Annotated in this window: 16 protein-coding genes; 3 read left to right on the plus strand and 13 right to left on the minus strand. The window is 71.8% G+C overall.

Annotated elements, in window-relative coordinates; all coding sequences use genetic code 11:
• The first annotated feature begins 12 nt into the window (after positions 1-12).
• Positions 13-1,797: a bifunctional sugar phosphate isomerase/epimerase/4-hydroxyphenylpyruvate dioxygenase family protein gene (locus ACYF6T_RS09715; protein ID WP_461695143.1), complete on the plus strand. Its 1,785-nt coding sequence runs from the start codon at positions 13-15 to the stop codon at positions 1,795-1,797.
• Here the strand turns inward: ACYF6T_RS09715 and ACYF6T_RS09720 are convergent.
• The 3 genes from ACYF6T_RS09720 to ACYF6T_RS09730 are packed head-to-tail and all read right to left on the minus strand — an operon-like array spanning position 1,784 to position 7,485.
• Positions 1,784-3,241: a pentapeptide repeat-containing protein gene (locus ACYF6T_RS09720; RefSeq protein ID WP_461695145.1), complete on the minus strand. Its 1,458-nt coding sequence runs from the start codon at positions 3,239-3,241 to the stop codon at positions 1,784-1,786. The two genes, ACYF6T_RS09715 and ACYF6T_RS09720, sit on opposite strands and share 14 nt — an antisense overlap.
• 12 nt (positions 3,242-3,253) lie before the next feature.
• Positions 3,254-4,621: a hypothetical protein gene (locus ACYF6T_RS09725; protein WP_461695146.1), complete on the minus strand. Its 1,368-nt coding sequence runs from the start codon at positions 4,619-4,621 to the stop codon at positions 3,254-3,256.
• Positions 4,618-7,485, minus strand: a complete 2,868-nt coding sequence (locus ACYF6T_RS09730; RefSeq protein WP_461695147.1) for a peroxidase family protein — start codon at positions 7,483-7,485, stop codon at positions 4,618-4,620. Before ACYF6T_RS09730 ends, ACYF6T_RS09725 begins: the two co-directional genes overlap by 4 nt.
• A gap of 302 nt (positions 7,486-7,787) precedes the next feature.
• Here ACYF6T_RS09730 and ACYF6T_RS09735 point away from each other — a divergent pair, with 302 nt between their 5' ends.
• Positions 7,788-9,062, plus strand: a complete 1,275-nt coding sequence (locus tag ACYF6T_RS09735) for a lipase family protein (RefSeq protein WP_461695149.1) — start codon at positions 7,788-7,790, stop codon at positions 9,060-9,062.
• Between the two features lie 15 nt (positions 9,063-9,077).
• Here the strand turns inward: ACYF6T_RS09735 and ACYF6T_RS09740 are convergent, their stop codons facing one another.
• The 7 genes from ACYF6T_RS09740 to tkt are packed head-to-tail and all read right to left on the minus strand — an operon-like array spanning position 9,078 to position 17,899.
• On the minus strand, positions 9,078-9,668 hold the full coding sequence (locus tag ACYF6T_RS09740) for a histidine phosphatase family protein (RefSeq protein WP_461695151.1): 591 nt from the start codon (positions 9,666-9,668) through the stop codon (positions 9,078-9,080).
• A 6-nt stretch (positions 9,669-9,674) separates the two neighbouring features.
• Positions 9,675-10,550, minus strand: coding sequence for a phosphogluconate dehydrogenase (NAD(+)-dependent, decarboxylating) (gene gnd / locus ACYF6T_RS09745; RefSeq protein WP_461695152.1), 876 nt, complete (start codon positions 10,548-10,550; stop codon positions 9,675-9,677).
• A gap of 4 nt (positions 10,551-10,554) precedes the next feature.
• Positions 10,555-12,198, minus strand: coding sequence for a glucose-6-phosphate isomerase (gene pgi, locus ACYF6T_RS09750; RefSeq protein WP_461695154.1), 1,644 nt, complete (start codon positions 12,196-12,198; stop codon positions 10,555-10,557).
• Positions 12,198-13,124: a glucose-6-phosphate dehydrogenase assembly protein OpcA gene (gene opcA / locus ACYF6T_RS09755; protein ID WP_461695155.1), complete on the minus strand. Its 927-nt coding sequence runs from the start codon at positions 13,122-13,124 to the stop codon at positions 12,198-12,200. Before opcA ends, pgi begins: the two co-directional genes overlap by 1 nt.
• Positions 13,121-14,662: a glucose-6-phosphate dehydrogenase gene (gene zwf, locus ACYF6T_RS09760; RefSeq protein WP_461695157.1), complete on the minus strand. Its 1,542-nt coding sequence runs from the start codon at positions 14,660-14,662 to the stop codon at positions 13,121-13,123. The genes opcA and zwf overlap by 4 nt, the downstream gene beginning before the upstream one ends.
• Complete coding sequence (tal, locus tag ACYF6T_RS09765) at positions 14,659-15,804, minus strand: transaldolase (RefSeq protein WP_461695158.1); 1,146 nt, start codon at positions 15,802-15,804, stop codon at positions 14,659-14,661. Before tal ends, zwf begins: the two co-directional genes overlap by 4 nt.
• Positions 15,805-15,823: 19 nt before the next feature.
• A complete protein-coding gene (gene tkt / locus ACYF6T_RS09770; protein ID WP_461695159.1) occupies positions 15,824-17,899 on the minus strand; it encodes a transketolase in 2,076 nt (691 codons plus the stop codon).
• A 155-nt stretch (positions 17,900-18,054) separates the two neighbouring features.
• Here tkt and ACYF6T_RS09775 point away from each other — a divergent pair, with 155 nt between their 5' ends.
• Positions 18,055-18,960, plus strand: coding sequence for a helix-turn-helix domain-containing protein (locus tag ACYF6T_RS09775; protein ID WP_461695161.1), 906 nt, complete (start codon positions 18,055-18,057; stop codon positions 18,958-18,960).
• Between the two features lie 69 nt (positions 18,961-19,029).
• Here the strand turns inward: ACYF6T_RS09775 and ACYF6T_RS09780 are convergent, their stop codons facing one another.
• The 3 genes from ACYF6T_RS09780 to ACYF6T_RS09790 form a co-directional block, all read right to left on the minus strand.
• Complete coding sequence (locus tag ACYF6T_RS09780) at positions 19,030-20,427, minus strand: glycoside hydrolase family 16 protein (protein ID WP_461695162.1); 1,398 nt, start codon at positions 20,425-20,427, stop codon at positions 19,030-19,032.
• A 186-nt stretch (positions 20,428-20,613) separates the two neighbouring features.
• Positions 20,614-21,855, minus strand: a complete 1,242-nt coding sequence (locus ACYF6T_RS09785) for a L,D-transpeptidase (protein WP_461695163.1) — start codon at positions 21,853-21,855, stop codon at positions 20,614-20,616.
• Between the two features lie 175 nt (positions 21,856-22,030).
• Positions 22,031-24,139: an MMPL family transporter gene (locus ACYF6T_RS09790; RefSeq protein WP_461695193.1), complete on the minus strand. Its 2,109-nt coding sequence runs from the start codon at positions 24,137-24,139 to the stop codon at positions 22,031-22,033.
• Positions 24,140-24,745 lie beyond the last annotated feature (606 nt).

A 24,745-nucleotide genomic window follows, 5' to 3' on the forward strand; every position in this document is an offset into this window, starting at 1 on the left:
GAGGCCACCAGGATGCGTACGTCCATCGCCACCGTCTCCCTCAGCGGATCGCTCACCGAGAAGCTCACCGCCGCGAGCCGGGCCGGCTTCGACGGGGTGGAGATCTTCGAGAACGATCTGCTGGCCAGCCCGCTGTCACCCGAGGAGGTCCGCACCCGGTGCGCCGACCTCGGCCTCACCGTCGACCTCTACCAGCCGATGCGGGACATCGAGGCCGTGCCCGCCGACCTGTTCGCCCGCAACCTGCGCCGCGCCCGGCACAAGTTCGAGCTGATGCGCAGGCTCGGCGCCGACACGGTCCTGGTCTGCTCCAGCGTCTCGCCCCACACGGTGGACGACGACGACCTCGCCGCCCGGCAGCTGAGCGAACTGGCCGACCTCGCCCAGGACTTCGGCATCCGCGTCGCCTACGAGGCGCTCGCCTGGGGCCGGCACGTGAACACCTACGACCACGCCTGGCACATCGTCGAGACGGCCGGCCACCCGGCCCTGGGCACCTGCCTCGACAGCTTCCACATCCTCTCCCGCGGCTCGGACCCCAAGGGCATCGAGGACATCCCCGGCGAGAAGATCTTCTTCCTCCAGCTCGCCGACGCCCCGCTGCTCGCCATGGACGTGCTGCAGTGGAGCCGCCACCACCGCTGCTTCCCCGGTCAGGGCGGCTTCGACGTCGCGGGCCTGCTCGGGCACGTCCTGCGCACCGGATACACCGGCCCGCTCTCCCTGGAGGTCTTCAACGACGTCTTCCGGCAGGCCGAGGCGGGCCCCACGGCCGTCGACGCGCACCGCTCGCTGCTCGTGCTGCAGGAGGCGGCCGGGGTGAGCGCGCCGCCCGCCCCGGTGGTGCCGACCGGCATCGCCTTCGCCGAACTCCTCACCCCGGACGCCGAACCCGTCACGGCCACGCTGTCCGCCCTCGGCTTCGCCCGCACGGCACGGCACCGCAGCAAACCGGTCGACCTCTGGCAGCAGGGCGAGGCCCGCGTCCTGGTCAACACCGGGCCCGCCGCCCGCCGCGAGGGCACCGCGCTCGCCGCGATCGGCCTGGAGTCACCCGACCCCGCGGGCGCGGCACGGCGCGCCGAGGCCCTGCTCGCGCCGGTGCTGCCGCGCCGCCGCGCCCCCGAGGACGCGCCGCTGGACGCCGTGGCCGCCCCCGACGGCACGGAACTGTTCTTCTGCGCCACCGGCCGCCCCCAACTCCCCGACTGGCGAGCGGACTTCGCGGACGTACGGCACGACGCGCCGGACGCGACCGTACGGCGCATCGACCACCTCGCCCTCGTGCAGCCCTGGCACCACTTCGACGAGGCCACCCTCTTCCACCGCGGCGTCCTCGGCCTGCGCGCCCAGGAGAGCGTGGACGTCGCCGACCCCTACGGCCTGCTGCGCAGCCGCGCCGTCACCAACGCCGACGGCAGCGTCCGGATCGCACTGTCCGTCGGCGCGGCACCGGACGACGACACCCTGCACGCCCAGCACATCGCGCTGGCGACCGAGGACCTGGTGACGGCGGCCCGGCGCTTCCGCGCGGCGGGCGGACGCCTGCTGCCGGTGCCGGCGAACTACTACGACGACCTCGCCGCCCGCTTCGACCTCGCCGAGGAGGAGCTGGAGACGTACCGCGAACTCGGCATCCTCTACGACCGGGACGCCCACGGCGAGTTCCGGCACTGCTACACCCGCACCGTCGGCCGGGTCTTCTTCGAACTCGTCCAGCGCGACGGCGGCTACGCGGGATACGGCGCCGCCAACGCGCCCGTGCGGCTGGCCGCCCAGCACCTCACTGGCGGCTGACGGACCGGGTCACGCCGGTGACGACCGTCGTGGCCAGGATCCAGCCGGTGACGATCAGACCGTAGGCGAGGTACTGGTACCAGCCGTCCGGGGCGAAGGCGTCCTCCTGCCCGAAGGAGATCACCGGCAGCAGCAGGTCGAGGGTGTAGAAGACCGGGTTGAAGTGCGGGGCCTCCGACGCCTTCAGGGGCCGCGGATGGTGCAGGGCGTAGGCGAGCGTGCCGGCGGCGAGCAGGGACAGCAGCCAGGCGCAGGCGCGCAGCGGGCGGAAGCCGTAGCCGACGGTGGCGTCCTGGACGTAGCCCCAGACGCGGCCGTACCAGGCGCGGGTGGCGCGCAGCCGGCGCTGCTTGGCGAGCTGGACCAGACGCGCGGCGTGGTCGTCGCCGACCCGGCGGTAGGCCGCGGTCAACTGCTCGTAGGCGTAGGGGACATAGCCGTCGCCGTCGCTCTCCAGCATGGGCAGGCGGCGTTCGGCCGGCTCGTGCGGGGTCAGGGCGGTGTAGGTCAGCTCGTTGACGTACACCTGCCGCGGGAGCATCGCCGGTTCCAGGGTGAGGAGTTCGATCTGGGAGCGGCGCAGGTTGAGGGCGCCCTGCATGCGCTCGCCGCGGCGCAGCCACAGCTCGCCGATGGCGCAGCTGCTCGCCCGCAGTGCCGTGCCGCCGGGGTGGGAGAGGTGGGCGTGCAGCAGGTCGAGACAGCCGGGTATGCGGGAGCCGCGGACGTCGACCCCTCCGCGCGCGGCGAGACAGGACGCCCGGACGTCCGCTCCGACGGTGAGGTTCTGCGCGTCGAGCGCGGTGCCGGAGGCCGTCTCGAACACCGTGTCGCGGAAGTTGACCGAACCGGCGACGGTGGCGCCGGTGAGCCGGACCTGCCCGCGGGCCACCAGGCCGGGCGCCCAGAGGTCGTCGCCCACACATGCCTGGTTCAGCTGGACGGCGGGCTCGCCCGCGTCCGGCGCGTCGAAGACGGCCCGGTCCATGAACAGCGCCCCGGAGATCTGCGCCCCGCCCAGCCGTACCGGCCCCTCGAACCGGCAGTCGGTCAGCCGCAGCACGCCCTCCACCCGCAAGGTCGCCGCCGTCAGCCCCGGCAGCACCGAATCGCTCAGGTTGAGCTGGCGGAACCGCGCCCCGTACAGCCGCGGCACCTCGTCGAAGCGGCAGTGGCTCAGCCGTACGGCCTGATCCGTCGCCCCGTACTGGAAGTCGAGCACGCCGGTGATCCGGGCGCCCGCGAGCTTCAGTGCGGCGATCTCCCCCGGCTCCTGGGGCCCGTCGAGCAGCAGGGCCCGCAACACGGCCGCGCGGACCGTGCGTTCGGGCCCCCAGCCGGCGGCCACCTCCTCCTCGTGCCCCCGGCGGAAGTCGACCGCCGCCCCCGTCGCGAACGCCCGCCACACCCGTTCCTCGGCCGGCGTCAGGTCGTTGATCTCCACAAACCGGGAACTCTAGTCCCACACCCTCGCATGGCGCCGGTGCGTCTCGGTCAGCCCGTTCACGAAGAACCGCTCGTAGTACTCCTGTTCCACGTGGTGGGCCTGCAACCAGATCCCCGGCACGTGGATCGCGTCCGTGTGGGCGGGGAAACGGCGGTGGGTGCGCAGGATGTACGCGCACACGTCCCGCGCGCAGTCGATCACCCGCTCCTCGTACTCGCTCGCCTCGGCGAGATACCGCTGCCCGTAGTCCTCCTTGTAGATACGGGTGAAGACGTCCTTGTCGGTGTAGATCCCGCCCGCGCCGAACTTGGCCCGGATCACCGAGTCCACCGCGTCCGCCATCGACTGGTACGCCGGCGGACAGGCCGCCGCGATCAGCTCCTCGCCCTCGGGCGAGGTCAGGCCGACCGGATGCGAGCGCAGCGTGGCGTACTTCGGGAGCGGGACGTGCCAGCGCCACACGTCGGCCAGGCGCCAGCGCGGGGTGACGAAGGTGAAGCCGAGCATGCGGCCGTAGGCGCGCGAGAACTTCGGGTCGCCCAGGGCGATCTGGGGATTGAGCGACGCGTGGATCCAGGCGCCCAGGCCCATCGCCTCCGCGGTCAGCATCAGGTTCTGCAGCAGCAGGTCGGCCTCGATCTGCGTGCGCATCGGCCCGAGCGCGCCCAGCGGCAGCTTCAGGTCGCCGTTGAGGAAGCCGTTGCGCACCCACTTCCGCACCCCGGCCGGCCGGTAGAAGTTGCGGTCGTCGACCAACGTGGGCCGGGCGCCGTCCGGTTGGGTCAGCAGGTACATCAGCGCGTTGATGTACTGGTGCGACAGATCGACCACCGGGAAGAACACGGTCGTCCCCGGCAGGTTGGACAGGAACCGGTTCGAGTCCAGGTACGCCGGGAAGTCCCGCCGGTCCTCGGGCACGTCGAGCCGCCGGTCGAGGACGCGCACCTTGGACTCGCGGGCGCGCGCCACCAACGTCCCGGCGTCGAAGGGCTCCCGGGGCGCGGGCGGCAGCTTGCGCAGGTAGTACGTACCGGTGTTGTTGATCAGGAAGAAGTGCGTGCCCTGTGAGTTGTCCGGGCTGCCGGCGGTGCGGCCCGCCATGGTGAGGTTGGGCTTGGCCATGATGGGCTTGCCGTCGCGCGGGTCCTCGAAGGGGCGGTCCGGCATGGTGAGCCCGGAGCAGCCGGTCATCGCGATGAGCACCGCCTCCTCCAGCTCCGACAGCGGCTGCGGCAACTGCGTGGAGCGGTGGCTCATCGACCCGGCCGGCACCGAGGCACCCCGGCTGACGCGGTGGGTGCGCCGGTGCCAGAGGGTGGGCAGCAGGGGACGGGTGAGCAGGTCCGCAAGACCCCGCTCACCGCCGGCCGCGCTCATCCGCCGCTCCCGTCCTGCGACGGACGCACCGTCCGCCACGGCGCGAACGCGCTCGCCCCGCGCGGCAGCAGCGCCGCCAGCTCCGGGCAGTGGCGCAGGATGACGGAGTCCACGCCGCTGCTCTCCACCCAGTCGATGCCCAGCGGGGTGTACACCTCCGGCCGGTAGTCGACGTTGAGGAAGCGGTCGGACTGCAGGCGCCGGCTCGCCATAAGGATGAAGACGCGGAACGCGGTGTCGCTGAAACCGAACCCGGTGGGCGGGTTCTCCCCGAACAGGCCGACCACCGTGTCGATCTCGTCGACGGAGCGGTAGACGTCCTTGAGGCGGGCCAGCGTCTCGGCGTTCTGCGTCAGCTCCTCGAAGGAGCGGATGCGCTGCTTGTGCAGGCCCTCCCGGAAGTCGTTGTAGCGCGGGACGCCCCGCCGCCGGGTCCGTACGAGATCCACCACCGACAGGTCGATGATCTCCCCGTCCCGCTCGAACTGCTGGAGCGCGCGCGGGTAGTTGTGGAGGGTGATCGCGCCGGGGTGCGCGATGCCGAACGAGTACAGGGTGTTGGCCAGCCCCGTCTTGCGGATCTGCGTCTCGGCCGCACCGCCCTGGATGTCGAGGAAGCCGACCGTCTCCAGACGCTGCCCGAAGTGGTGCTCGCGCAGCTCGAAGTCGTCCGGGACGAGCGGGTGCATGCGGTAGACGGTGACGAAGTCCTCGGTCAGCGAGTACGGCGCGGTGTGGTGGTCGGGCAGCGTCTTCGGGATGCCCGTCAGGGAGTGCGCCTCGAACAGCCACAGCCCCAGCTGGTTGAGCCAGTTGCTCGGCGGTCCCTGCCAGTTGGTCTTCAGCGCGATGTCGATCGCCTCGGTGGCGAGGATCGCCGGCGTCCACTCCACCGTGTGGATCTTCGCGATCAGCGCGGAGACCACGAGCCGGGCCGTCTGGTAGATCCGCTCCTCGCTCATCGCCGGGTACGCGGCGCGCAGCGCGGCGCACACCGCGTTGTGTTCGCGGGCGAAGAGGGTGTGCATGGCGCTCAGGCCCATCCACCAGCTCTCGTTGAAGCCGGTGAGCGGAATGTGGCCGTTGCCCCCGCCCGGCAGATGGCCGTCCTCCAGGCGCAGTTCGGCGCGCCCGTCGGCCTCCCGCAGGAAGCGCGCGGTCTGTTCGTCCTCGCCGTACACCTCCGAACCGTCCCACCAGTGCGAGGCGTTGTTGCCGAACAGCACCGGCGGCGCGCCCGGCACCTCGATGCCCTCGTTGTCGGCGAACCGCATCACGGTCTCGGCGGGCCCGCCGGGCGTGTTGTGCCAGGGCCCGCTGCCGGGCGGCAACGGCACCTCCACGCTGCGCTCGCCGGGCTTGTGACGCCGGTGGTTGACCCAGTCGTGCACCTGGAACTGGATCCAGGCCGCGGCGAGGATGTTCAGCGAGGTCGCCGGCACGAAGTTCTCGCGGTACAGCAGGCGGCGGCTGACCGTGACCGGGTTGGGGGTGTCGAACAGGTCGGGGCGGTAGACCGGCTTGAGGTTGCGGCCGAAGGCCGAGCCGACGGCGCCCATCCGCGGGGCCGACAGATCGTTGTACGTGCCGTCGTACGACCGCTCGCCGCGCAGCCGCTCCGGGATCGGCTCGGGCACCGGCTGCGCCCGCGGCGGCGCCTCGCGCGGCTCGGTGTCGATCAGGTTGCGCCGGCGCAGCACCTTGCGCAGGAACACCAGGTTCAGCAGGCTCAGCTGCAACGGCAGCCGGTGCCAGGGCACATACCGGTTCAGCAGCGCGAACACGGCCTCCGTGGGGCGGCCCAGGAGCCGGTTGCGCAGCGGTTCCCCGGTCACGAAGCGCAGGCCCAGCCGGTGCGCGCTCGCCGCCTCGTAGGCCGCCTTGCGGGCCCGGTTGATGTTGCCGAGCGGGCGGAAGTCGTCCGTGGTGTACCAGGGGTTGAAGGCGAGGTCCTCGATCCGGCGGGCGGCCGCGCGGGCCTCGGCCGAGTCCAGGTCCTGGCCCGGGATCGTCAGCCGGGCCACCGCGATCGCCGGCGCCACGGCGTCCTTCCACTCCACCGAGGCGTCCTCGACGGGGGTTCGCCGCTCGTCGACGAACCGCTGCACGCACAGGTCGTAGGCGACGTCCCCGCGCGCCAGCCGGTGCGCGAACTCCCGGTGCAGCAGGTCCGGATCGCGGCGGTCGGGGGACGGCGCCGGCGGCGTGCCGGGCGCCGGCCGGAACAGGAACCGCACCGGTCCCGCCTCGCCCCACAGGATCGCGCCCCGGCTCCAGAACGTCTCGGTGGCGAGGGAGTCCACGGTGTGCCGGGTGGCCGCCTGCACATTGCGGCGCATCCGGTTCGCGGTGCCCAGGCCGACGGCCAGCGGCAGCTTCACGAAGAGTCCGAACGCCTTGCGCACCGGGCTCTTCGCGCCCGCCATGGCCTTGGCGAACGCCACGAACTCCCGCGCGTTGCGGGCGTGGGAGACGGGATAGCCCGTCGCCAGCAGATCGTGGCTCTCGTCCTGCGCCACCCGCACCCGTACCGCCGCGCCGTGCAGGTCCGGGGCGCCGTCGCCCTGCCGGATGCCGCTCGCGTTGGACAGCCGTACCACCGCCGGATACTCCGCGCCCGGCTGGGCGAACCCGACGCGCAGCGCCGCCGGCAGGTCGTCGTGGAAGCGCAGCCGCGCGTTCTCCACCGCCACCGGCGCCTTGGCGTGGAAGGTGCGCGAGATCCCCCCGCCGCCGGCCCGGCGGTTCCTGACCTGCACTTCCATCAGCTCGCGGGCCAGCTGCTCGAACACCAGCCGCTCCGCCTGGGGACTGCCGCCCTCGTAGTGCTCGTACCGCGGTTCTCGCCGCCCGGTCTCGGCCATCGCTCGGTTTCCTTCGTACGACTGCGTACGGGACAGGGCCCCGCACGCTACCGGCGGCACAGACACGTCACAGCGACGGTTCGCGCCGTTGTGCGCCACCTTGCGCCCCATGCGAACAAGTGCACGGCGAGCGGCATAGGGGCTCGTCAGCCGGGACCGTACGGGTGCCGCCGGCTCCCGGGCTTCCCAGCAACCCCACCCGGCCACCCCCGCCGTGGCCGGGGAACGACTCCTGCTCGGTTGACGGCCCGCGGCCCCGGTGGTGTGCTCACCACCCGCAGACGTCCCGGGGGAGGTCCCACATGCGGGACACATACGTCAAAGGGCCCGCCTACACCGCGCTGCGCCCGTGCAAGCCGGACACCGATCCGAGCGGCTTCCCGGTCTACCCCGACCTGGTGGACCGGCTCGTCGAGGACAAGCACCAGCCGGACCCCGACGGGGTCGTCCCGCACGTCCTCGCCACCTGCGCGGCGTACGCGTACGCCGGCTGGGAGCAGAAGGGCGACCCGCAGACCGTTTCCATGATCATGGCCCGGCTCGGGCTGGAGGAGAACGAGTGCCGGGTGCTGGAACAGCGCGTGGACGCCATGTACATCGCGTCCGCCGCCTACCTCGTCCAGGACAGGGACCGCAGGGTGGCGATCCTGTGCTACCGCGGCACCCAGCCCGAGGACATCATCAGCATCCTCACCGACGCCGACGTCCGGCCGGAGATGCTCGCCGTCGAACTCGACGGCAGGCGGTACGACGTCCACGCCGGCTTCTACCGCAACGTCCGCGCCACCCGCCACGCCGTCATCGACGCCCTGGAACGCGCCCGGCGCGGGCTGTCGGTCAACCCGGAGATCGAGGGCACCCGCGGCGACGGCCTGGAGGCCCTGTACATCACCGGGCACAGCCTGGGCGCCGCCATGGCCGCGATCATGGCGCTCACCCTGGTGTACGAGCCGCGCTACCGGCGCATCGCCGAGAAGCTCAAGGCCGTCTACACCTTCGGTCAGCCCATGGTCGGCGGCCCCGACCTGGCCCGCGCCTGCGAGGAGGCCCCGGGCCCGCACGACAGCCACCTCCTGCGCGACCGCATGCTCCGCTACATCTTCGACCGCGACGTCGTGCCCGCCCTGCCGCCCCGCCCGGTCGGCCCGTACGCCCCCTTCGGCCGCGAGTTCCACTACCGCCGGCACCACGGCCCGGTCGACGCCGGCCTCACCTTCGCCGCCGACTCGGCGATCGAGGCCCTCACCCTGCCGTCCGACCTGGTGCGCACGGCCGTCAACCGGGACTGGGGAGGGCTGCTGGTACGGGCCGCGGAGGGCGTACGGCGGTCCGTACGGCCGCTGGTGAGCACCGGCGCCCGGGGCTGGACGGAGGTGACCGAACCCGGCCTGCACTACCCGCAGATGGACAGTCTGGCCGGCCTCGCCGTCGTCGCGCCGCTGGCGTTCTTCGCGACCCGGCTGGCGCTGACCCGGACCATCCCGTTCAAGTACTCCTTCGACGACCACGGCCCGGGCCACTACGTCAACGCGCTGGCACCGCCCGGGGTGCTGAGCGAGTTCGGCGACGTGCTGTAGCCCGGGCCGGGGGTGTCACGGCCGGGTGTTCCACTCGGCGATGACCGGGCGGCCGTGCTCGGTCGACAGGCGGCTGACCGTGGCCGTCGCGAGCTGGAACAGCCGCCCGTCCGCCGGGGTCAGGCCCAGCCGGCGGGCCGCGAGGACCCGCAGGAAGTGGGCGTGCGCGACGAGGACGACGTCGCCCGAGCGGTTCTGCAGGGCGGCGTCGACGCGGGCCAGCACGCGGTCGGCGCGCAGGCCCACCTCGGCCGGGGACTCGCCGGGGCTCTCGGCGCCCGGCGGGACGCCGTGCAGCCACAGGTCCCAGTGCGGGCGGGTGCGGTGGATCTCGACGGTGGTGACGCCCTCGTAGGCGCCGTAGTCCCACTCGTGCAGGTCGGGCTCGACGACCGTCCCGGAGACGCCGGCGAGTTCGGCGGTGCGTATCGCGCGGGCGAGCGGGCTGGTCAGGGCGAGTGCGTAGGTCCGCTGCGAGAGGAGGGGAGCGAGGGCCTTGGCCTGCTCCTCACCGTGCTCGGTGAGGGGCAGGTCGGTGAAGCTGGTGTGCCGGCCCGACGCGCTCCACTCCGTCTCGCCGTGGCGGACCAGGAGAAGGTCCCCCACGGCCGCCTACTTCGACTCGACGGCGTGCCCGCCGAACTGGTTGCGCAGCGCGGCGACCATCTTCATCTGCGGGGAGTCGTCCTGGCGGGAGGCGAACCGGGCGAACAGCGAGGCCGTGATGGCCGGCAGCGGCACCGCGTTGTCGATGGCCGCCTCGACCGTCCACCGGCCCTCGCCGGAGTCCTGCGCGAAGCCCTTGAGCTTGTCCAGGTGCTCGTCCTCGTCGAGGGCGTTGACCGCGAGGTCCAGCAGCCAGGAGCGGATGACGGTGCCCTCCTGCCAGGAGCGGAAGACCTCGCGGACGTTGTCCACGGAGTCGACCTTCTCCAGCAGCTCCCAGCCCTCGGCGTAGGCCTGCATCATGGCGTACTCGATGCCGTTGTGGACCATCTTGGAGAAGTGCCCGGCGCCGACCCGGCCGGCGTGGACGTAGCCGTACGGCCCCTCGGGCTTGAGCGCCTCGAAGACCGGCTCCAGGCGTTCGACGTGCTCCTTGTCGCCGCCGACCATCAGGGCGTAGCCGTTCTGCAGGCCCCACACACCGCCGGAGACACCGGCGTCGACGAAGCCGATGCCCTTGGCGCCGAGCTCCTCGGCGTGCTTCTCGTCGTCCGTCCAGCGGGAGTTGCCGCCGTCGACGACGACGTCACCGGGGGAGAGCAGGTCGCCGAGTTCGTCGATGACGGACTGGGTGGGGCCGCCGGCCGGGACCATCACCCAGACGGTGCGCGGGGCTTCGAGCTTGTCCACGAGTTCGGCGAGGCTCGCCGCGTCGGACAGGTCGGGGTTGCGGTCGTAGCCGACGACGGTGTGGCCCGCGCGGCGCAGCCGCTCGCGCATGTTGCCGCCCATCTTGCCGAGACCGATCAGACCGAGCTGCATGGTGTCAGTTCACTTCCTTGAGCTCGCGGTACGCGGCCACGAGTGCGGTGGTGGAGGGATCGAGGCCGGGGACGTCGGCGCCCTCGGTGAGGGCGGGCTCGACGCGCTTGGCGAGCACCTTGCCGAGTTCGACGCCCCACTGGTCGAAGGAGTCGATGTTCCAGATCGCGCCCTGCACGAACACCTTGTGCTCGTAGAGGGCGATGAGCTGGCCGAGGACCGACGGGGTCAGTTCACGGGCCAGGATGGTCGTGGTGGGGTGGTCGCCCTTGAAGGTGCGGTGCGGCACCTGTTCCTCGGGCACGCCCTCGGCGCGCACCTCGTCGGCGGTCTTGCCGAAGGCGAGCGCCTGGCCCTGCGCGAACAGGTTGGCCATCAACAGGTCGTGCTGGGACTTGAGTTCGTCGGAGAGCTCGGCGACCGGGCGGGCGAAGCCGATCAGGTCCGCCGGGATGAGCTTGGTGCCCTGGTGGATCAACTGGTAGTAGGCGTGCTGCCCGTTGGTGCCGGGCGTGCCCCACACCACCGGCCCGGTCTGCCAGTCCACCGGGCGCCCGTCGCGCTGCACCGACTTGCCGTTGGACTCCATGTCCAGCTGCTGGAGATACGCGGTGAACTTGGACAGGTAGTGGCTGTAGGGCAGCACCGCGTGCGACTGGGCGTCGAAGAAGTTGCCGTACCAGACGCCGAGCAGGCCCAGGATCAGCGGGGCGTTGGCCTCGGCGGGCGCGTTGCGGAAGTGCTCGTCGACGATCCGGAAGCCGTCGAGCATCTCGCGGAAGCGGTCCGGGCCGATGGCGATCATCAGCGACAGGCCGATCGCGGAGTCGTACGAGTAGCGCCCGCCGACCCAGTCCCAGAACTCGAACATGTTGTCCGGGTCGATGCCGAACTCGGTCACCTTGCCGGCGTTGGTCGACAGCGCCACGAAGTGGCGGGCGACGGCCTTGTCGTCGCCGAGCCCGTCCAGCAGCCAGGTGCGGGCCGAGGTGGCGTTGGTGATCGTCTCGATGGTGGTGAACGTCTTGGAGGCGACGATGAACAGCGTCTCCGCCGGGTCCAGGTCGCGCACCGCCTCGTGCAGGTCGGCGCCGTCCACGTTCGACACGAAACGGAAGGTCAGCTCCCGTGCCGTGAAGGCCCGCAGCGCCTCGTACGCCATCGCCGGACCGAGGTCGGAGCCGCCGATGCCGATGTTGACGACGTTCCTGATGCGCTTGCCGGTGTGGCCGGTCCACTCGCCGGAGCGGACCCGGTCGGCGAAGTCGGCCATCCTGTCGAGGACTTCGTGGACCTTCGGCACGACGTTCTCGCCGTCGACCTCGATCACCGCGTCCCGCGGGGCGCGCAGCGCGGTGTGCAGCACCGCCCGGTCCTCGGTGAGGTTGATCTTCTCGCCGCGGAACATGGCGTCGCGCAGCCCGAACACGTCGGTGGCGGCGGCCAGTTCCTGCAGCAGGGCGAGGGTCTCGTCGGTGACCAGGTGCTTGGAGTAGTCGATGCGCAGGTCGCCCACGCGCACGACGTACCGCTCCGCGCGCCGCGGGTCCGCCGCGAACAGCTCACGCAGGTGCGGCTGCCCCTGGGCGCGGTGATCCTGCAACGCGGTCCACTCGGGCCGCCGCTCCAGCTGGGGGGTGTCGGACATCAGACGTTCTCCTTGACGGCCTCGCCGCGCAGGGCGACGGCGTACATCTCGTCCGCGTCGAGGCGCCTGAGCTCCTCGGCGATGAGTTCGGAGGTGGTGCGGACCTTCAGCGCCAGGGTGCGCGAGGGCTGGTTGGGCAGGGAGAGCGTGGCCAGCGGGCCCTCGGGGCGGTCGATGACGATCTCGCCGTCGGCGGTGCCCAGCCGGACCGCGGTGACGACCGGGCCGGCGGTGACCACGCGCTCGATCTTCACCCGCAGCCGTGCCTCCAGCCACCGCGCCAGCAGTTCCGCGGCCGGGTTCTCCGCCTCGGCCTCCACCGCGCCCGAGACGATCTGCGCCCGCGCCTGGTCCAGGGCCGCGGCCAGCATCGACCGCCACGGCGTGAGCCGGGTCCAGGCCAGGTCGGTGTCGCCGGGCGCGTAGGAGCGGGCGCGGCTCTCCAGGGCCTCGAGCGGGTTCTCGGCCGCGTACAGGTCGGTGATCCTGCGCTGCGCGAGGGCGCCCAGCGGGTCCTTGGCGGGCACCTCCGGCGCCTCCACCGGCCACCACACGACCACCGGCGCGTCCGGCAGCAGCAGCGGCAGGACGACGGAGTCGGCGTGCTCGGAGACCTCGCCGTAGGTGCGCAGCACGACGGTCTCACCGGTGCCCGCGTCGGCGCCCACCCGCACCTCTGCGTCCAGGTGGGAGTTGGTGCGGTCGCGCGGGGTGCGGGCGTGCCGCTTGATGACGACCAGGGTGCGCGAAGGGTGCTCGTGCGAGGCCTCCTCGGCCGCCTTGATCGCGTCGTAGGCGTTCTCCTCGTCCGTGACGATCACCATCGTCAGGACCATGCCCACGGCGGGCGTGCCGAGGGCGCGGCGACCCTGCACCAGCGCCTTGTTGATCTTGCTTGCCGTGGTGTCGGTCAGGTCGATCTTCATGGCCTGCGCCAGCTCCGTCCGTCTCGTGCGAGCATCTCGTCGGCTTCCTCGGGTCCCCAGGTCCCCGAGGCGTACTGCGCGGGCTTGCCGTTGTTCGCCCAGTACTCCTCGATCGGGTCGAGGATCCTCCAGGACTCTTCCACTTCCTGGTGACGGGGGAACAGGTTGGCGTCGCCGAGCAGGACGTCCAGGATGAGGCGCTCGTACGCCTCCGGGCTGGACTCCGTGAAGGACTCGCCGTAGGCGAAGTCCATCGACACGTCCCGGATCTCCATCGAGGTGCCCGGCACCTTGGAGCCGAAGCGGACGGTGACGCCCTCGTCGGGCTGGACGCGGATGACGATCGCGTTCTCGCCGAGTTCCTCGGTGGCGGTGGAGTCGAACGGCGAGTGCGGCGCCCGCTGGAAGACCACCGCGATCTCGGTGACCCGCCGCCCGAGCCGCTTGCCGGTGCGCAGGTAGAACGGCACGCCCGCCCAGCGCCGGTTGTCGATGTTCAGCTTCACGGCCGCGTAGGTGTCCGTGGTGGAGGCCGGGTCGATGCCGTCCTCCTCCAGGTAGCCGCGCACCTTCGCGCCGCCCTGCCAGGCGGCCGCGTACTGCGCCCGCACCGTGTGCCGGCCGAGGTCCTCCGGGAGCTTGACGGCCTTGAGGACCTTCAGCTTCTCCGTCAGCAGCGAGGAGGCGTCGAAGGAGGCCGGCTCCTCCATCGCCGTCAGCGCCATGAGCTGGAGCAGGTGGTTCTGGATGACGTCACGGGCGGAGCCGATGCCGTCGTAGTAGCCCGCCCGGCCGCCGATGCCGATGTCCTCGGCCATGGTGATCTGCACGTGGTCGACGTAGGACCGGTTCCAGATCGGCTCGAAGAGCTGGTTGGCGAAGCGCAGCGCCAGGATGTTCTGGACGGTCTCCTTGCCCAGGTAGTGGTCGATGCGGAAGACCTGGTCGGGTTCGAAGACGTCGTGCACGATCGCGTTCAGCTCGCGCGCGCTCGCCAGGTCGTGCCCGAACGGCTTCTCGATGACCGCCCGCCGCCAGGAGCCCTCGGGGGCGTCGGCGAGGCCGTGCTTCTTGAGCTGCTGGACGACCTTGGGGAAGAACTTCGGCGGTACGGAGAGGTAGAAGGCGTAGTTGCCGCTGGTGCCGCGGGCCCGGTCCAGCTCGTCGACGGTCTGGCGCAGCTGCTTGAACGCCGTGTCGTCGTCGAAGTCGCCGGGGATGAACCGCATGCCCTCGGCGAGCTGCTGCCAGACCTCCTCGCGGAACTCCGTCCGGGCGTGCTCGCGCACCGCGTCGTGCACGATCTGCGCGAAGTCCTCGTCCTCCCAGTCCCGGCGGGCGAAGCCGACGAGCGAGAAGCCCGGCGGCAGCAGGCCGCGGTTGGCGAGGTCGTAGACGGCCGGCATCAGCTTCTTGCGGGACAGGTCCCCGGTGACGCCGAAGATGACGAGACCGGACGGGCCGGCGATGCGGGGCAGGCGCCGGTCGCGCGCGTCGCGCAGCGGGTTGTCCCAGACGGTGGCAGGAACCTCGGTCATTCCGCGTCGACCCCCTTGGCGTCCAGCGACTTGGTGACGGCGTCCAGCAGGTCCTGCCAGGCCGTCTCGAACTTGGCGACGCCCTCGTCCTCCAGCCGCTGGACGACCTCGCCGTAGGAGATGCCCAGCGCCTGAACGGCGGCCAGGTCGGCGCGCGCCTGCGCGTAGCGGCCGGTGACGGTGTCGCCGGTGATCTCGCCGTGGTCGGCGGTGGCCCGCAGAGTGGCCTCCGGCATGGTGTTGACGGTGCCGGGGGCGACCAGCTCGTCGACGTACAGCGTGTCCTTGTACGCCGGGTCCTTCACGCCCGTCGAGGCCCACAGCGGGCGCTGCCGGTTGGCCCCGGCGGCGGCGAGGGCGCTCCAGCGCTCGGCGCCGAAGACCTCCTCGTACGCCTCGTACGCCAGCCGTGCGTTGGCGAGGGCCGCCCGGCCCCTCAGGGCGAGCGCCTCGGCCGTGCCGAGGACCGTCAGCCGCTTGTCGATCTCGGTGTCGACGCGGGAGACGAAGAAGGAGGCCACGGAGTGGACGGCGGAGAGGTCCAGGCCCTTGGCGAGCGCCTTCTCCAGGCCCGCCTGGTAGGCGTCCATGACCTCGCGGTAGCGCTCCAGCGAGAAGATCAGCGTGACGTTGACGCTGATGCCGAGGCCGATGACCTCGGTGATCGCCGGGAGGCCGGCCTTCGTCGCGGGGATCTTGATCATGACGTTGGGCCGGTCGACGAGCCAGGCCAGCTGCCTGGCCTCGGCGACCGTCGCCTTCGTGTCGTGGGCCAGGCGCGGGTCGACCTCGATGGAGACCCGGCCGTCCCGGCCGCCGGTCGCGTCGTACACGGGCCGCAGGACGTCGGCGGCGGCGCGCACGTCGGCGGTGGTCATCATCCGTACGGCCTCGTCGACCGTGACGCCCCGCACGGCGAGGCCGGTCAGCTGCTCCTCGTAGCCCTCGCCGGAGCCGATGGCGGCCTGGAAGATGGAGGGGTTGGTGGTCACGCCCACCACACCGCCGTGCGCGACGAGTCCGGCCAGGTCGCCGGAGTCGATCCGGCGGCGTGAGAGGTCGTCCAGCCAGACGGAGACGCCTTCGTCGGCGAGGCGCTTGAGTGCTCCCGCGGTCGCGGTCGCTTCGGTCACTGTGATCATCTTCTTTCTTGCGTTCTGATCAACCGCGGGCGGCGGCAAGGGATTCCCTTGCGGCTGCGGCGACGTTCTGCGGGGTGAACCCGAACTCGGCGAACAGGGTCTTGGCGTCGGCGGAGGCGCCGAAGTGCTCCAGGGAGACGATGCGTCCTGCGTCACCCGTGAACCGGTACCACGTCAGGCCGATGCCCGCCTCGACCGCAACGCGGGCCTTCACCGACGGCGGAAGGACGCGCTCGCGGTACTCGGCCGGCTGCTCCTCGAACCACTCCACCGACGGCATCGACACCACCCGGGTGCCGATCCCCTCGGCCTCCAGCAGCTCCCGCGCGGCGACGGCGAGCTGCACCTCGGAGCCGGTGGCGATCAGGATCACGTCCGGGGCCGGCTTCGACGACTCCTTCAGGACGTAACCGCCCCTGGCCGCATCGGGGTTGGGCGCGTAGGTCGGCACGCCCTGCCGGGTCAGCGCCAGACCGTGCGGGGCCGGGTGGGTGGCGTGCCGCCGGAGGATCTCGGCCCAGGCGATCGCGGTCTCGTTGGCGTCGGCCGGGCGGACCACGTTCAGGCCCGGGATCGCGCGCAGCGACGCGAGGTGCTCGACGGGCTGGTGGGTGGGGCCGTCCTCGCCCAGACCGATGGAGTCGTGCGTCCACACGTACGTCACCGGCAGCTGCATGAGCGCCGACATCCGCACGGCGTTGCGCATGTAGTCGGAGAAGACCAGGAAGGTGCCGCCGTAGACGCGGGTGTTGCCGTGCAGGGCGATGCCGTTCATCTCCGCGGCCATCGAGAACTCGCGGATGCCGAAGTGGACGGTACGGCCGTAGGGGTTCGCCTCCGGCAGCGGGTTGTCCGCGGGCAGGAACGACGACGTCTTGTCGATGGTGGTGTTGTTGGAGCCGGCCAGGTCGGCGGAGCCGCCCCACAGCTCGGGCAGCAGGGCGCCCAGCGCCTGCAGCACCTTGCCGGAGGCGGCGCGGGTCGCGACCGCCTTGCCCTCCTCGAAGACCGGGACGGCGTCCTCCCAGCCCTCGGGCAGCCGGCCGGCGAGGACCCGGTCGAACAGCTTGGCCCGCTCCGGGTTGGCGCCGCGCCACTTGTCGAGCTGCTTGTCCCAGGCCGCGTGCGCCTCGGCACCGCGGTCCAGGGCCTCGCGGGTGTGGGCGAGGACGTCGTCGTCGACCTGGAAGGACCGCTCGGGGTCGAAGCCGAGGACGCGCTTGGTGGCGGCGACCTCGTCGGCGCCGAGCGCCGAGCCGTGGGCGGCCTCGGTGTTCCGCGCGTTCGGGGCGGGCCAGGCGATGATCGTGCGCAGGGCGATGATCGAGGGCCGCCCGGTCTCGGCCTGGGCGGCCCTGAGGGCCGCGTACAGGGCCGGTACGTCGATGTCGCCGTCCTCGGCCGGCTCGACGCGCTGGGTGTGCCAGCCGTACGCCGCGTACCGCGCCAGCACGTCCTCGGAGAACGCGGTCGCGGTGTCGCCCTCGATGGAGATGTGGTTGTCGTCGTAGACGAAGACCAGGTTGCCGAGCTTCTGGTGCCCGGCGAGCGAGGATGCCTCGGCGGAGACGCCCTCCTCCAGGTCGCCGTCGGAGACGATCGCCCAGATGGTGTGGTCGAAGGGGGAGGTGCCCTCGGGCGCGTCGGGGTCGAACAGGCCGCGCTCGTAGCGGGCGGCCATCGCCATGCCGACGGCGTTGGCGACGCCCTGGCCGAGCGGGCCGGTGGTGGTCTCGACGCCGGCCGTGTGCCCGTACTCGGGGTGGCCGGGCGTCTTGGAGCCGTGGGTGCGGAAGGCCTTCAGGTCGTCCAGCTCCAGCTCGTAGCCCGCCAGGAAGAGCTGGGTGTAGAGCGTCAGCGAGGTGTGTCCGGGGGAGAGGACGAAACGGTCCCGGCCGGTCCACTCAGGGTCGGCGGGGTCGTGCCGCATCACCTTCTGAAAGATCGTGTACGCGGCCGGCGCGAGGCTCATGGCCGTGCCGGGGTGGCCGTTGCCGACCTTCTGCACCGCGTCGGCCGCCAGCAACCGCGCCGTGTCGACGGCGCGCCGGTCGAGGTCGGTCCATTCGAAGCTGTCCGGAGTCTGCGTGCTCATCTTCAAGAAGTCCTCGATCGCAGCGGTGGTTCTGGCCTGACGCGTTCAAACTTAAAAGTATGACTTTTCCGAGGGAAGGTCGGCGTGTGCCAGCCTGTGGTGAAAGTGGGACATCGAACGGCCCGGTCGGGTGGCGCGAGAGGGACATGGCGGACGTGGCGGACAGAACCATCCAAGGCGGAGAGGGTGAAGGCGGCGTGGACGGGATCAGAACGTTCCCCTTCCCCAGCGAGCTGAGTGTGTGCGGAGTGGGCATGCAGGTGGGCCCCATGGGCGCGGACCGCAGCTGGCACGCCGACGCCCCCCTCCACCGCGTCCACCGCATCGACTTCCACGTCGTGATGCTCTTCGACCGCGGACCCGTCCGCCACATGATCGACTTCGCGGAGTACGAGGCGACGGCGGGCGACCTGCTGTGGATCCGTCCCGGCCAGGTCCACCGTTTCTCGCAGTCCGGCGAGTACCGCGGAACGGTGCTGACCATGCAACCCGGCTTCCTGCCCCGCGCGACGGTCGAGGCCACCGGCCTGTACCGCTACGACCTGCCGCCCCTGCTGCACCCTGACGAGCCCCAGCTGACCGCCCTGCGCGCGGCCCTCGCGCACCTGCGGCGCGAGTACGAGGACGACACGACCCTCCCGCTCAGCCTGCACACGGCCGTCCTGCGCCACAGCCTGACGGCGTTCCTGCTGCGGCTCGCCCATCTGGCGGCCAGCTCGGCCGAGGCGGCCCGCCGCCACACGGACACGACCTTCACCCTGTTCCGGGACGCGGTGGAGCGGGGCTTCGCCACCAACCACAGCGTCAGCGCCTACGCCGACGCCCTCGGCTACTCGCGCCGCACCCTGGTGCGCGCGGTCCGCGCCGCCACCGGCGAGACCCCCAAGGGCTTCATCGACAAACGCGTCGTACTGGAGGCCAAGCGCCTGCTGGCCCACACGGACCTGCCCATCGGCCGGGTCGGCGCGGCGGTCGGCTTCCCGGACGCGGCGAACTTCTCGAAGTTCTTCCACCAGCACACGGACATGACCCCGGCGGCGTTCCGCGCGGAGCTGCGCTGACACGGCCGGATGCCCCCGCGAGAGCCTCGCGGGGGCATCCGGTGCGCCTGCTGTCGCTCGCGCCGTGCGTCAGTGACCGAAGTCGAACCAGTTGACGTTCACGAAGTCCGCCGACTGGCCGCTGGAGAAGGTCAGATACACGTCGTGCGTGCCCGTGACCGAACTGATGTTGGCCGGGATCGTCGTCCACGTCTGCCAGCCGCCCGTGTTGGCGACGGAGAAGCTGCCGATCGGGGTGCTGGTCGCGCTGTCCAGGCGCACCTGGACCAGGCCGCTGACCCCGGACGCGGCGCCGCTCGCCACCCGGGCGTAGAACTGCTTGGCCGCCGTGGAACCGAAGTTGACGCCCTTGTACAGGGCCCAGTCGCCGTTGGCGATGTAGCCGATGTCCTGGCCGCCGCCGGTGTCCGTGGTGGTCTCCGCGGTGACGCCGGACTGGCCGTCGTAGGACTCGGCCTGGATGGCGCTGTAGGCGTCACGGTTGCCGGAGGGCGGGGTGGTGGTACCGCTGCCGCTGGACGACAGCACCTGGATGTAGTCCACCAGCATCGGGTGGCCGGACTCCGTCGCACTGGTCGGGCCGCCGCCGAACGCCGCCGGGAAGCCGCCGCCCATCGCCACGTTCAGGATGACGAAGAAGCCGTGGTTGGTGGCGTTGGCCCAGGTCGTCGCGTCCACCTGACTCGACGTCACCGTCTGGTAGTTGACGCCGTCGACGTAGAAGCGGATCGCCTCGGGGCTGGCCGAGCGGTCCCACTCCATGGTGTAGGTGTGGAAGCCGGACTGGCAGGTCGTGTTGGGACAGGCGGTCGAATTGCCCAGCCCCGTCGTCTCGTTGCACGGGCCGCCCGAGGCCGTGCCGCAGTGCATGGTCGCCCACGTCTTGTTGATGCCGTTGACGTTCTCCATGATGTCCAGCTCGCCGACGCTCGGCCAGTTCTGGTAGTTGCCCCGGTAGGGGGCGCCCAGCATCCAGAAGGCGGGCCAGTAGCCGAGGGCCGCGTTGCCGGTGACGTTCGGCATCTGGATGCGCGCCTCGACGCGCAGTTTGCCGCCGGCCGGGGGCTGGAAGTCGGTGCGGTTGGTCTCGATGCGGCCCGAGGTCCAGTTGCCGGCCGCGTCGCGCAGCGGCGTGATCTTCAGGTTGCCGCTGCCGTCGAGGGCGACGTTGCTGGTGCTGCTGGTCATCGTCTCGACCTCGCCGGTGCCCCAGTTGGCGGCGCCGCCGGGATACGAGGTGCCGGTGTCGTACAGCCAGTTGGAGGTGTTGACGCCGGTGCCGGCCGAGCCGTTGAAGTCGTCCAGGAAGAGCTGCGTCCAGCCCGACGGGGGAGTGGGGGCAGAGGCGTTGGCGGAGGGGACGGCGGCCAGGGCGACGGCCGCCGCCAGGCCCAGGGTGCCGAGCGCGGCGACGAACGCCCGCCGCAGCGGGCGCCGTCTGCGGTGTATGCCGGAGGAGTCGCTCATGTGGGGTGCCTCTCGGGTACGGGAATTGCGCGGATGCCCTGTGGGAGCGCTCCCTGAGAGCGCTCTCAAAGTGGCCCCAATGTGCTCCCTGGCACCGTGGTCGTCAAGACTTAAAGCAAGGAAAGTCCGCGCACAGCGGGTGAGTTCACCCCATGAACGGCACGAAGGGGACGTTCGCAGCGGGCCCTAGACCGCGCTGCCCGCCTTCCAGTCCGCCCAGGACAGGTTCCAGCCGTTGAGGCCGTTGGAGGCCTCGACGGTCTTCTCGCCGGAGTTCTTCACGATGACGACGTCGCCGAGCATCGAGCTCTCGTAGAACCTGTAGCCCGCGACGGAGCTGTCGTTCGCGCCTTTGGCGTCGTGCAGGCCGATGCAGCCGTGACTGGTGTTCTCGTGCCCGAACACCGACGTGGACGCCCAGTAGTTGCCGTGCACGAACGTGCCGGACGTGGTCAGGCGCTGGGCGTGCGGGACGTCCGGGATGTCGTACTCGTCGCCGAGCCCGACCGTGGAGGACTCCATGCGGGTCTGCTTGAACCGCTCGCTGATCACCATGATCCCGGACCAGGTGGTGTGGTCGGAGTCGCCGCCGGTGACCGGGTAGGTGGCGTACGTCGCGCCGTCCCGCCTGACCACCATCTGCTTGGCCGACAGGTCGACCGTGGTGATCTGCTCACGGCCGATGTGGAAGGTGACGTCCTTGTGCTGCACGCCGTACACGCCGTCCGCGCCCTCGACGTCCTTCAGCCGCAGACTGAGCGTGATCTTCGTGCCGGAGGCCCAGTACGTCTCCGGCCGGAAGTCCAGGCGGGTGTCGTCGAACCAGTGCCCGACCACCTCCACGGCCGGCTCCGCGGTCACCGTGATCGCCTTCTGGACGGCGGCCCGGTCCGACACGGCGTGCGTGAAGTTGATCGACACCGGCATGCCCACACCGGACGTGGAGCCCGCCTCGGGGGTGAAGTAGCCCACGAAGGTCTCGCCGGGGGACCTGGTGGTGAAGGTCGCCGTCTGCGCGGAGGCGCCCTCGGCGGTCGCGGTGACGGTGTACTTCGTGCCCGAGTACGGGTTCCTCGACGACGTCCACCTGGTCTTCGCCTCGTTGAAGGAGCCCTCCAGCGTGGAGCCGTCGTTGCCGGTGACCTCGACGGAGGCGAGGGTGCCGTCGGTCACGGTGATCTCGACGGGGCTGGTGAAGTCGGCCTTCGTGGTGCCGTCGGCCGGGGTGACGGTGACGACCGGCCGCCTGGTCGCGGTGGCCTTCGCGGAGGTGCCGGCCTTGGTCGTGTCCTCGGAGGCGCCCGCCGAACCGCTGCATCCGGTCAGTACGGCGGCGGCCGGCGCCGCGCCGAGCACGGCGAGCAGCCCGCGCCGGGACCACCTCTGCGGCTGCTGGTCGGACCGGTTCGTTATGTGCGAGACGCCCACGTCAGGCCTTCCTGGGATGTCCACCTTTTCCGGGTGCATCCTGCGCCGCGCAGATTTGTTGATCCTTTGAATTCCCGGAAGGCTTCCTGAGATTCCTGTGAGGACCAGGGCGTGGACGAGCACGAGTGCGGCCCGGGTGGCGGGACCCCGGCCGGGGCCCCGCCACCCCGGACCGTCACCCGCCGTGCGGCGCGGTCACCGGTGTCCGCGGCGCGGGCTGCTCGCTCACCCCGAACCGGTCGTGCGCCCGGCGCAGCGGCCCCGGCGCCCACCAGGCGTGCCGGCCCAGCAGCGACATCGTCGCCGGGACGAGGAGCATCCGCACGATCGTCGCGTCGATCAGGACCGCGAGGGTCAGACCGAGCCCGATCTGCAGGATGGGCGAGAAACCGCCCGTCATGAAGGCGCCGAAGACGACGGCGAGCAGCAGCGCGGCGCACGTGACGACCCGTCCGGACCGGCGCAGACCGGTGACGACCGCCTCCCGCTCGTCGCCGGTCAGGCCCCGGGCCTCCCGCATCCGGGCCAGGATGAACAGCTCGTAGTCCATGGCGAGCCCGAAGGCGATGGCGACGATGAGCGGGGGCGCCGTCAGGCTCAGCGCGCCCAGGCCCTCGGCGCCCAGCGCCCCGGCCAGGTGGCCGTCCTGGAAGACCCACACCACCACGCCGAGCGCGGCGCCGAGGCTGAGCAGGGTGGTCAGGATCGTGCGCAGCGGGATCAGCACCGAGCCGGTGAAGGCGAACAGCAGCAGGAGGATGCCGGCCAGCACGGTCACCGCGGCCCACGGCGCGCGGTCGGCGAGCATCGCCCGGAAGTCCACCAGCCGGGCGGCCTGGCCGGTGACCTCGACCGGGGCGTCACCGCGCAGGTCCCGCACCGCGGTGACCAGGTCGGTGGCCTCCTTGCCGTCCACCCGCCCCGAGGGCTCCAGCTCGACGACGGTGGCGCCGCCGGGCAGCACGCGGGAGTCCGCGGTGGGGGACAGCGAGCGGATCCGCTCGGCCGTGGCGGCGTCGGTGCCGGGCCGCAGCACGACCGTCACCGGCGAGACGCCGGTACCCGGCGGGAAGTGCGCGCCCACGGTGTCGTAGAGCTGCCGTGCCTCGGTGCCCGACGGCAGCTGGGTGGCGTCCCCGATCTCGATCCGCAGGCCGGCGGCGGGCAGGGCCAGGACGAGCAGGGCGGGTACGACCGTGGCCAGGACGGCGACGCGGCGGCGGACGGCGAAGCGGGCGAGGCGGGCGAAGAGGCGGCCCTCCTCGCCCGCCCGGGGCGCCTTGGAGGGGGCGATCCGGCCGCCGAACCTGGCCAGCAGCGCAGGCAGCAGGGTCAGCGCGGCCAGCATGTCGATGACCACCACGGCGGCCACGGCCAGGCCCATGCTGCGCAGGAACACGCTCGGGAAGACCAGCAGCCCGGTGAGGCTGACGGCGACGGTGAGCCCGGAGAACAGCACGGTCCGCCCGGCCGCCGCGACCGTGCGGTGCACTGCCTCGGCCACGTCGTCGGTGCGCCGGCGCTCCTCGCGGAAGTGGACCAGCATCAACAGGGCGTAGTCCACGGCGAGTCCGAGCCCCAGCATGGTCGTCACCTGGATCGCGTAGACGGAGATGTCGGTGACCTGGCTGAAGCAGAACAGGGCGAGGAAGGCGCCCGCGATCCCGCTGACCGCGATCACCAGGGGCAGCCCGGCCGCGCGCAGCCCGCCGAACACCACCAGCAGCAGGGCCAGGACGACCGGCAGCGAGATCAACTCGGCGTTCTTCACGTCCTGTTGGGCTCGCTCGCCGAGCTGTGTGCCGAGCAGCGGACCACCGCTGACGTGGACGTCGGGCGCGTCGACCCGCTTGATGCGGTCGGTCGCCGCGTTCACCGCCCGTTCCTCGGCGTCGTCGCCGAGACCGCCCTTGAGGGTCACCGGAACGATCAGCGCCTGCCCGTCTGCGGCGGTCAGTCCGCGGGTGGTGTACGGGTCGGGCACGGCGGCCACCCCGGCGATGCGGCGCAGGTCGGCGACGGCCCGTTCGACCTGGTCGCGCACGCCGGGGTCGGCGACCCGGACGCCCGCGACGACCGCGGTGATCGACTCGCCGGTCGGGTCGGTGTCGTCGAGGTACTGGGCCGCGTGCTCGGACTCCGTGCCGGGGACCTCGGGCACGTTGTCGGACAGCCGCCCGAAGACGCCCGTTCCCAGCCCGAACCCGAGCAGCAGGAAGAGCACCCACAAAGCGATGACGGTCAGCGGGCGGCGGGTGGCCGCCCGGGCGAGCGTGGAGAGCATGGCCCCTCCCTGCGGGACGTCGGATGACATGCCCTCAGGCTCGTGCGGGAAGGGGTGCCACCGGATCGCCGGAGGGAGGGGTTTCCCGGACTCCCTCGCACGAGTGAGACGAAGCGGGGACTCGCCCGCGCGGGGGATGGGGGCTGGGGGCTCGACGCGGGGGAGGCCGGCGGGAGCTCCCGTGCGGGGGAGGCCGGCGGGAGCTTGTCTGCGTGGGGGAGGCGGGGTGGGGGGTTGACGCGTGGGGAGGTGGGCTGGGGGGTCGACGCGCGGGGGATCGGCGGGAGGTTGCCCGCGCAGGGGATGCGGGTGGGTCCTCGACGTGCGGGAGGTTGCCCGTGCGGGGGACGTCGGCGGGAGATCCCGTGCGGGGGAGGTCGGCGGGAGCTTGTCTGCGTGGGGGAGGCGGGGTGGGGGGCGACGTGTGGGGAGGGGGGCTGGGGGCTCGACGCGTGGGAGATCGGCTGGAGCTCGCCCGCGCAGGGGATGCGGGGCGGGTTCTCGGCGCGCGGGAGGTCGGCTGGAGCTTGCCCGCGGGAGATGCGGGGCGGGTCCTCGACGCGTGCGGGAGGTGGGCTGGGAGTTCGACGCGCGGGGAATGCGGGG

Source organism: Streptomyces sp. 7R007 (genome assembly GCF_054850255.1).

What these genes read in the sequence shown, in the direction of transcription:
- pgi (WP_461695154.1), bottom strand. Translation starts at nt 12,198, where the DNA reads ATGTCCGACACCCCCCAGCTGGAGCGGCGGCCCGAGTGGACCGCGTTG.
- tal (WP_461695158.1), bottom strand. Translation starts at nt 15,804, where the DNA reads ATGATCACAGTGACCGAAGCGACCGCGACCGCGGGAGCACTCAAGCGC.
- ACYF6T_RS09715 (WP_461695143.1), top strand. Translation starts at nt 13, where the DNA reads ATGCGTACGTCCATCGCCACCGTCTCCCTCAGCGGATCGCTCACCGAG.
- zwf (WP_461695157.1), bottom strand. Translation starts at nt 14,662, where the DNA reads ATGACCGAGGTTCCTGCCACCGTCTGGGACAACCCGCTGCGCGACGCG.
- gnd (WP_461695152.1), bottom strand. Translation starts at nt 10,550, where the DNA reads ATGCAGCTCGGTCTGATCGGTCTCGGCAAGATGGGCGGCAACATGCGC.
- ACYF6T_RS09735 (WP_461695149.1), top strand. Translation starts at nt 7,788, where the DNA reads ATGCGGGACACATACGTCAAAGGGCCCGCCTACACCGCGCTGCGCCCG.
- ACYF6T_RS09725 (WP_461695146.1), bottom strand. Translation starts at nt 4,621, where the DNA reads ATGAGCGCGGCCGGCGGTGAGCGGGGTCTTGCGGACCTGCTCACCCGT.
- ACYF6T_RS09730 (WP_461695147.1), bottom strand. Translation starts at nt 7,485, where the DNA reads ATGGCCGAGACCGGGCGGCGAGAACCGCGGTACGAGCACTACGAGGGC.
- ACYF6T_RS09780 (WP_461695162.1), bottom strand. Translation starts at nt 20,427, where the DNA reads ATGAGCGACTCCTCCGGCATACACCGCAGACGGCGCCCGCTGCGGCGG.
- tkt (WP_461695159.1), bottom strand. Translation starts at nt 17,899, where the DNA reads ATGAGCACGCAGACTCCGGACAGCTTCGAATGGACCGACCTCGACCGG.
- ACYF6T_RS09790 (WP_461695193.1), bottom strand. Translation starts at nt 24,139, where the DNA reads ATGCTCTCCACGCTCGCCCGGGCGGCCACCCGCCGCCCGCTGACCGTC.
- opcA (WP_461695155.1), bottom strand. Translation starts at nt 13,124, where the DNA reads ATGAAGATCGACCTGACCGACACCACGGCAAGCAAGATCAACAAGGCG.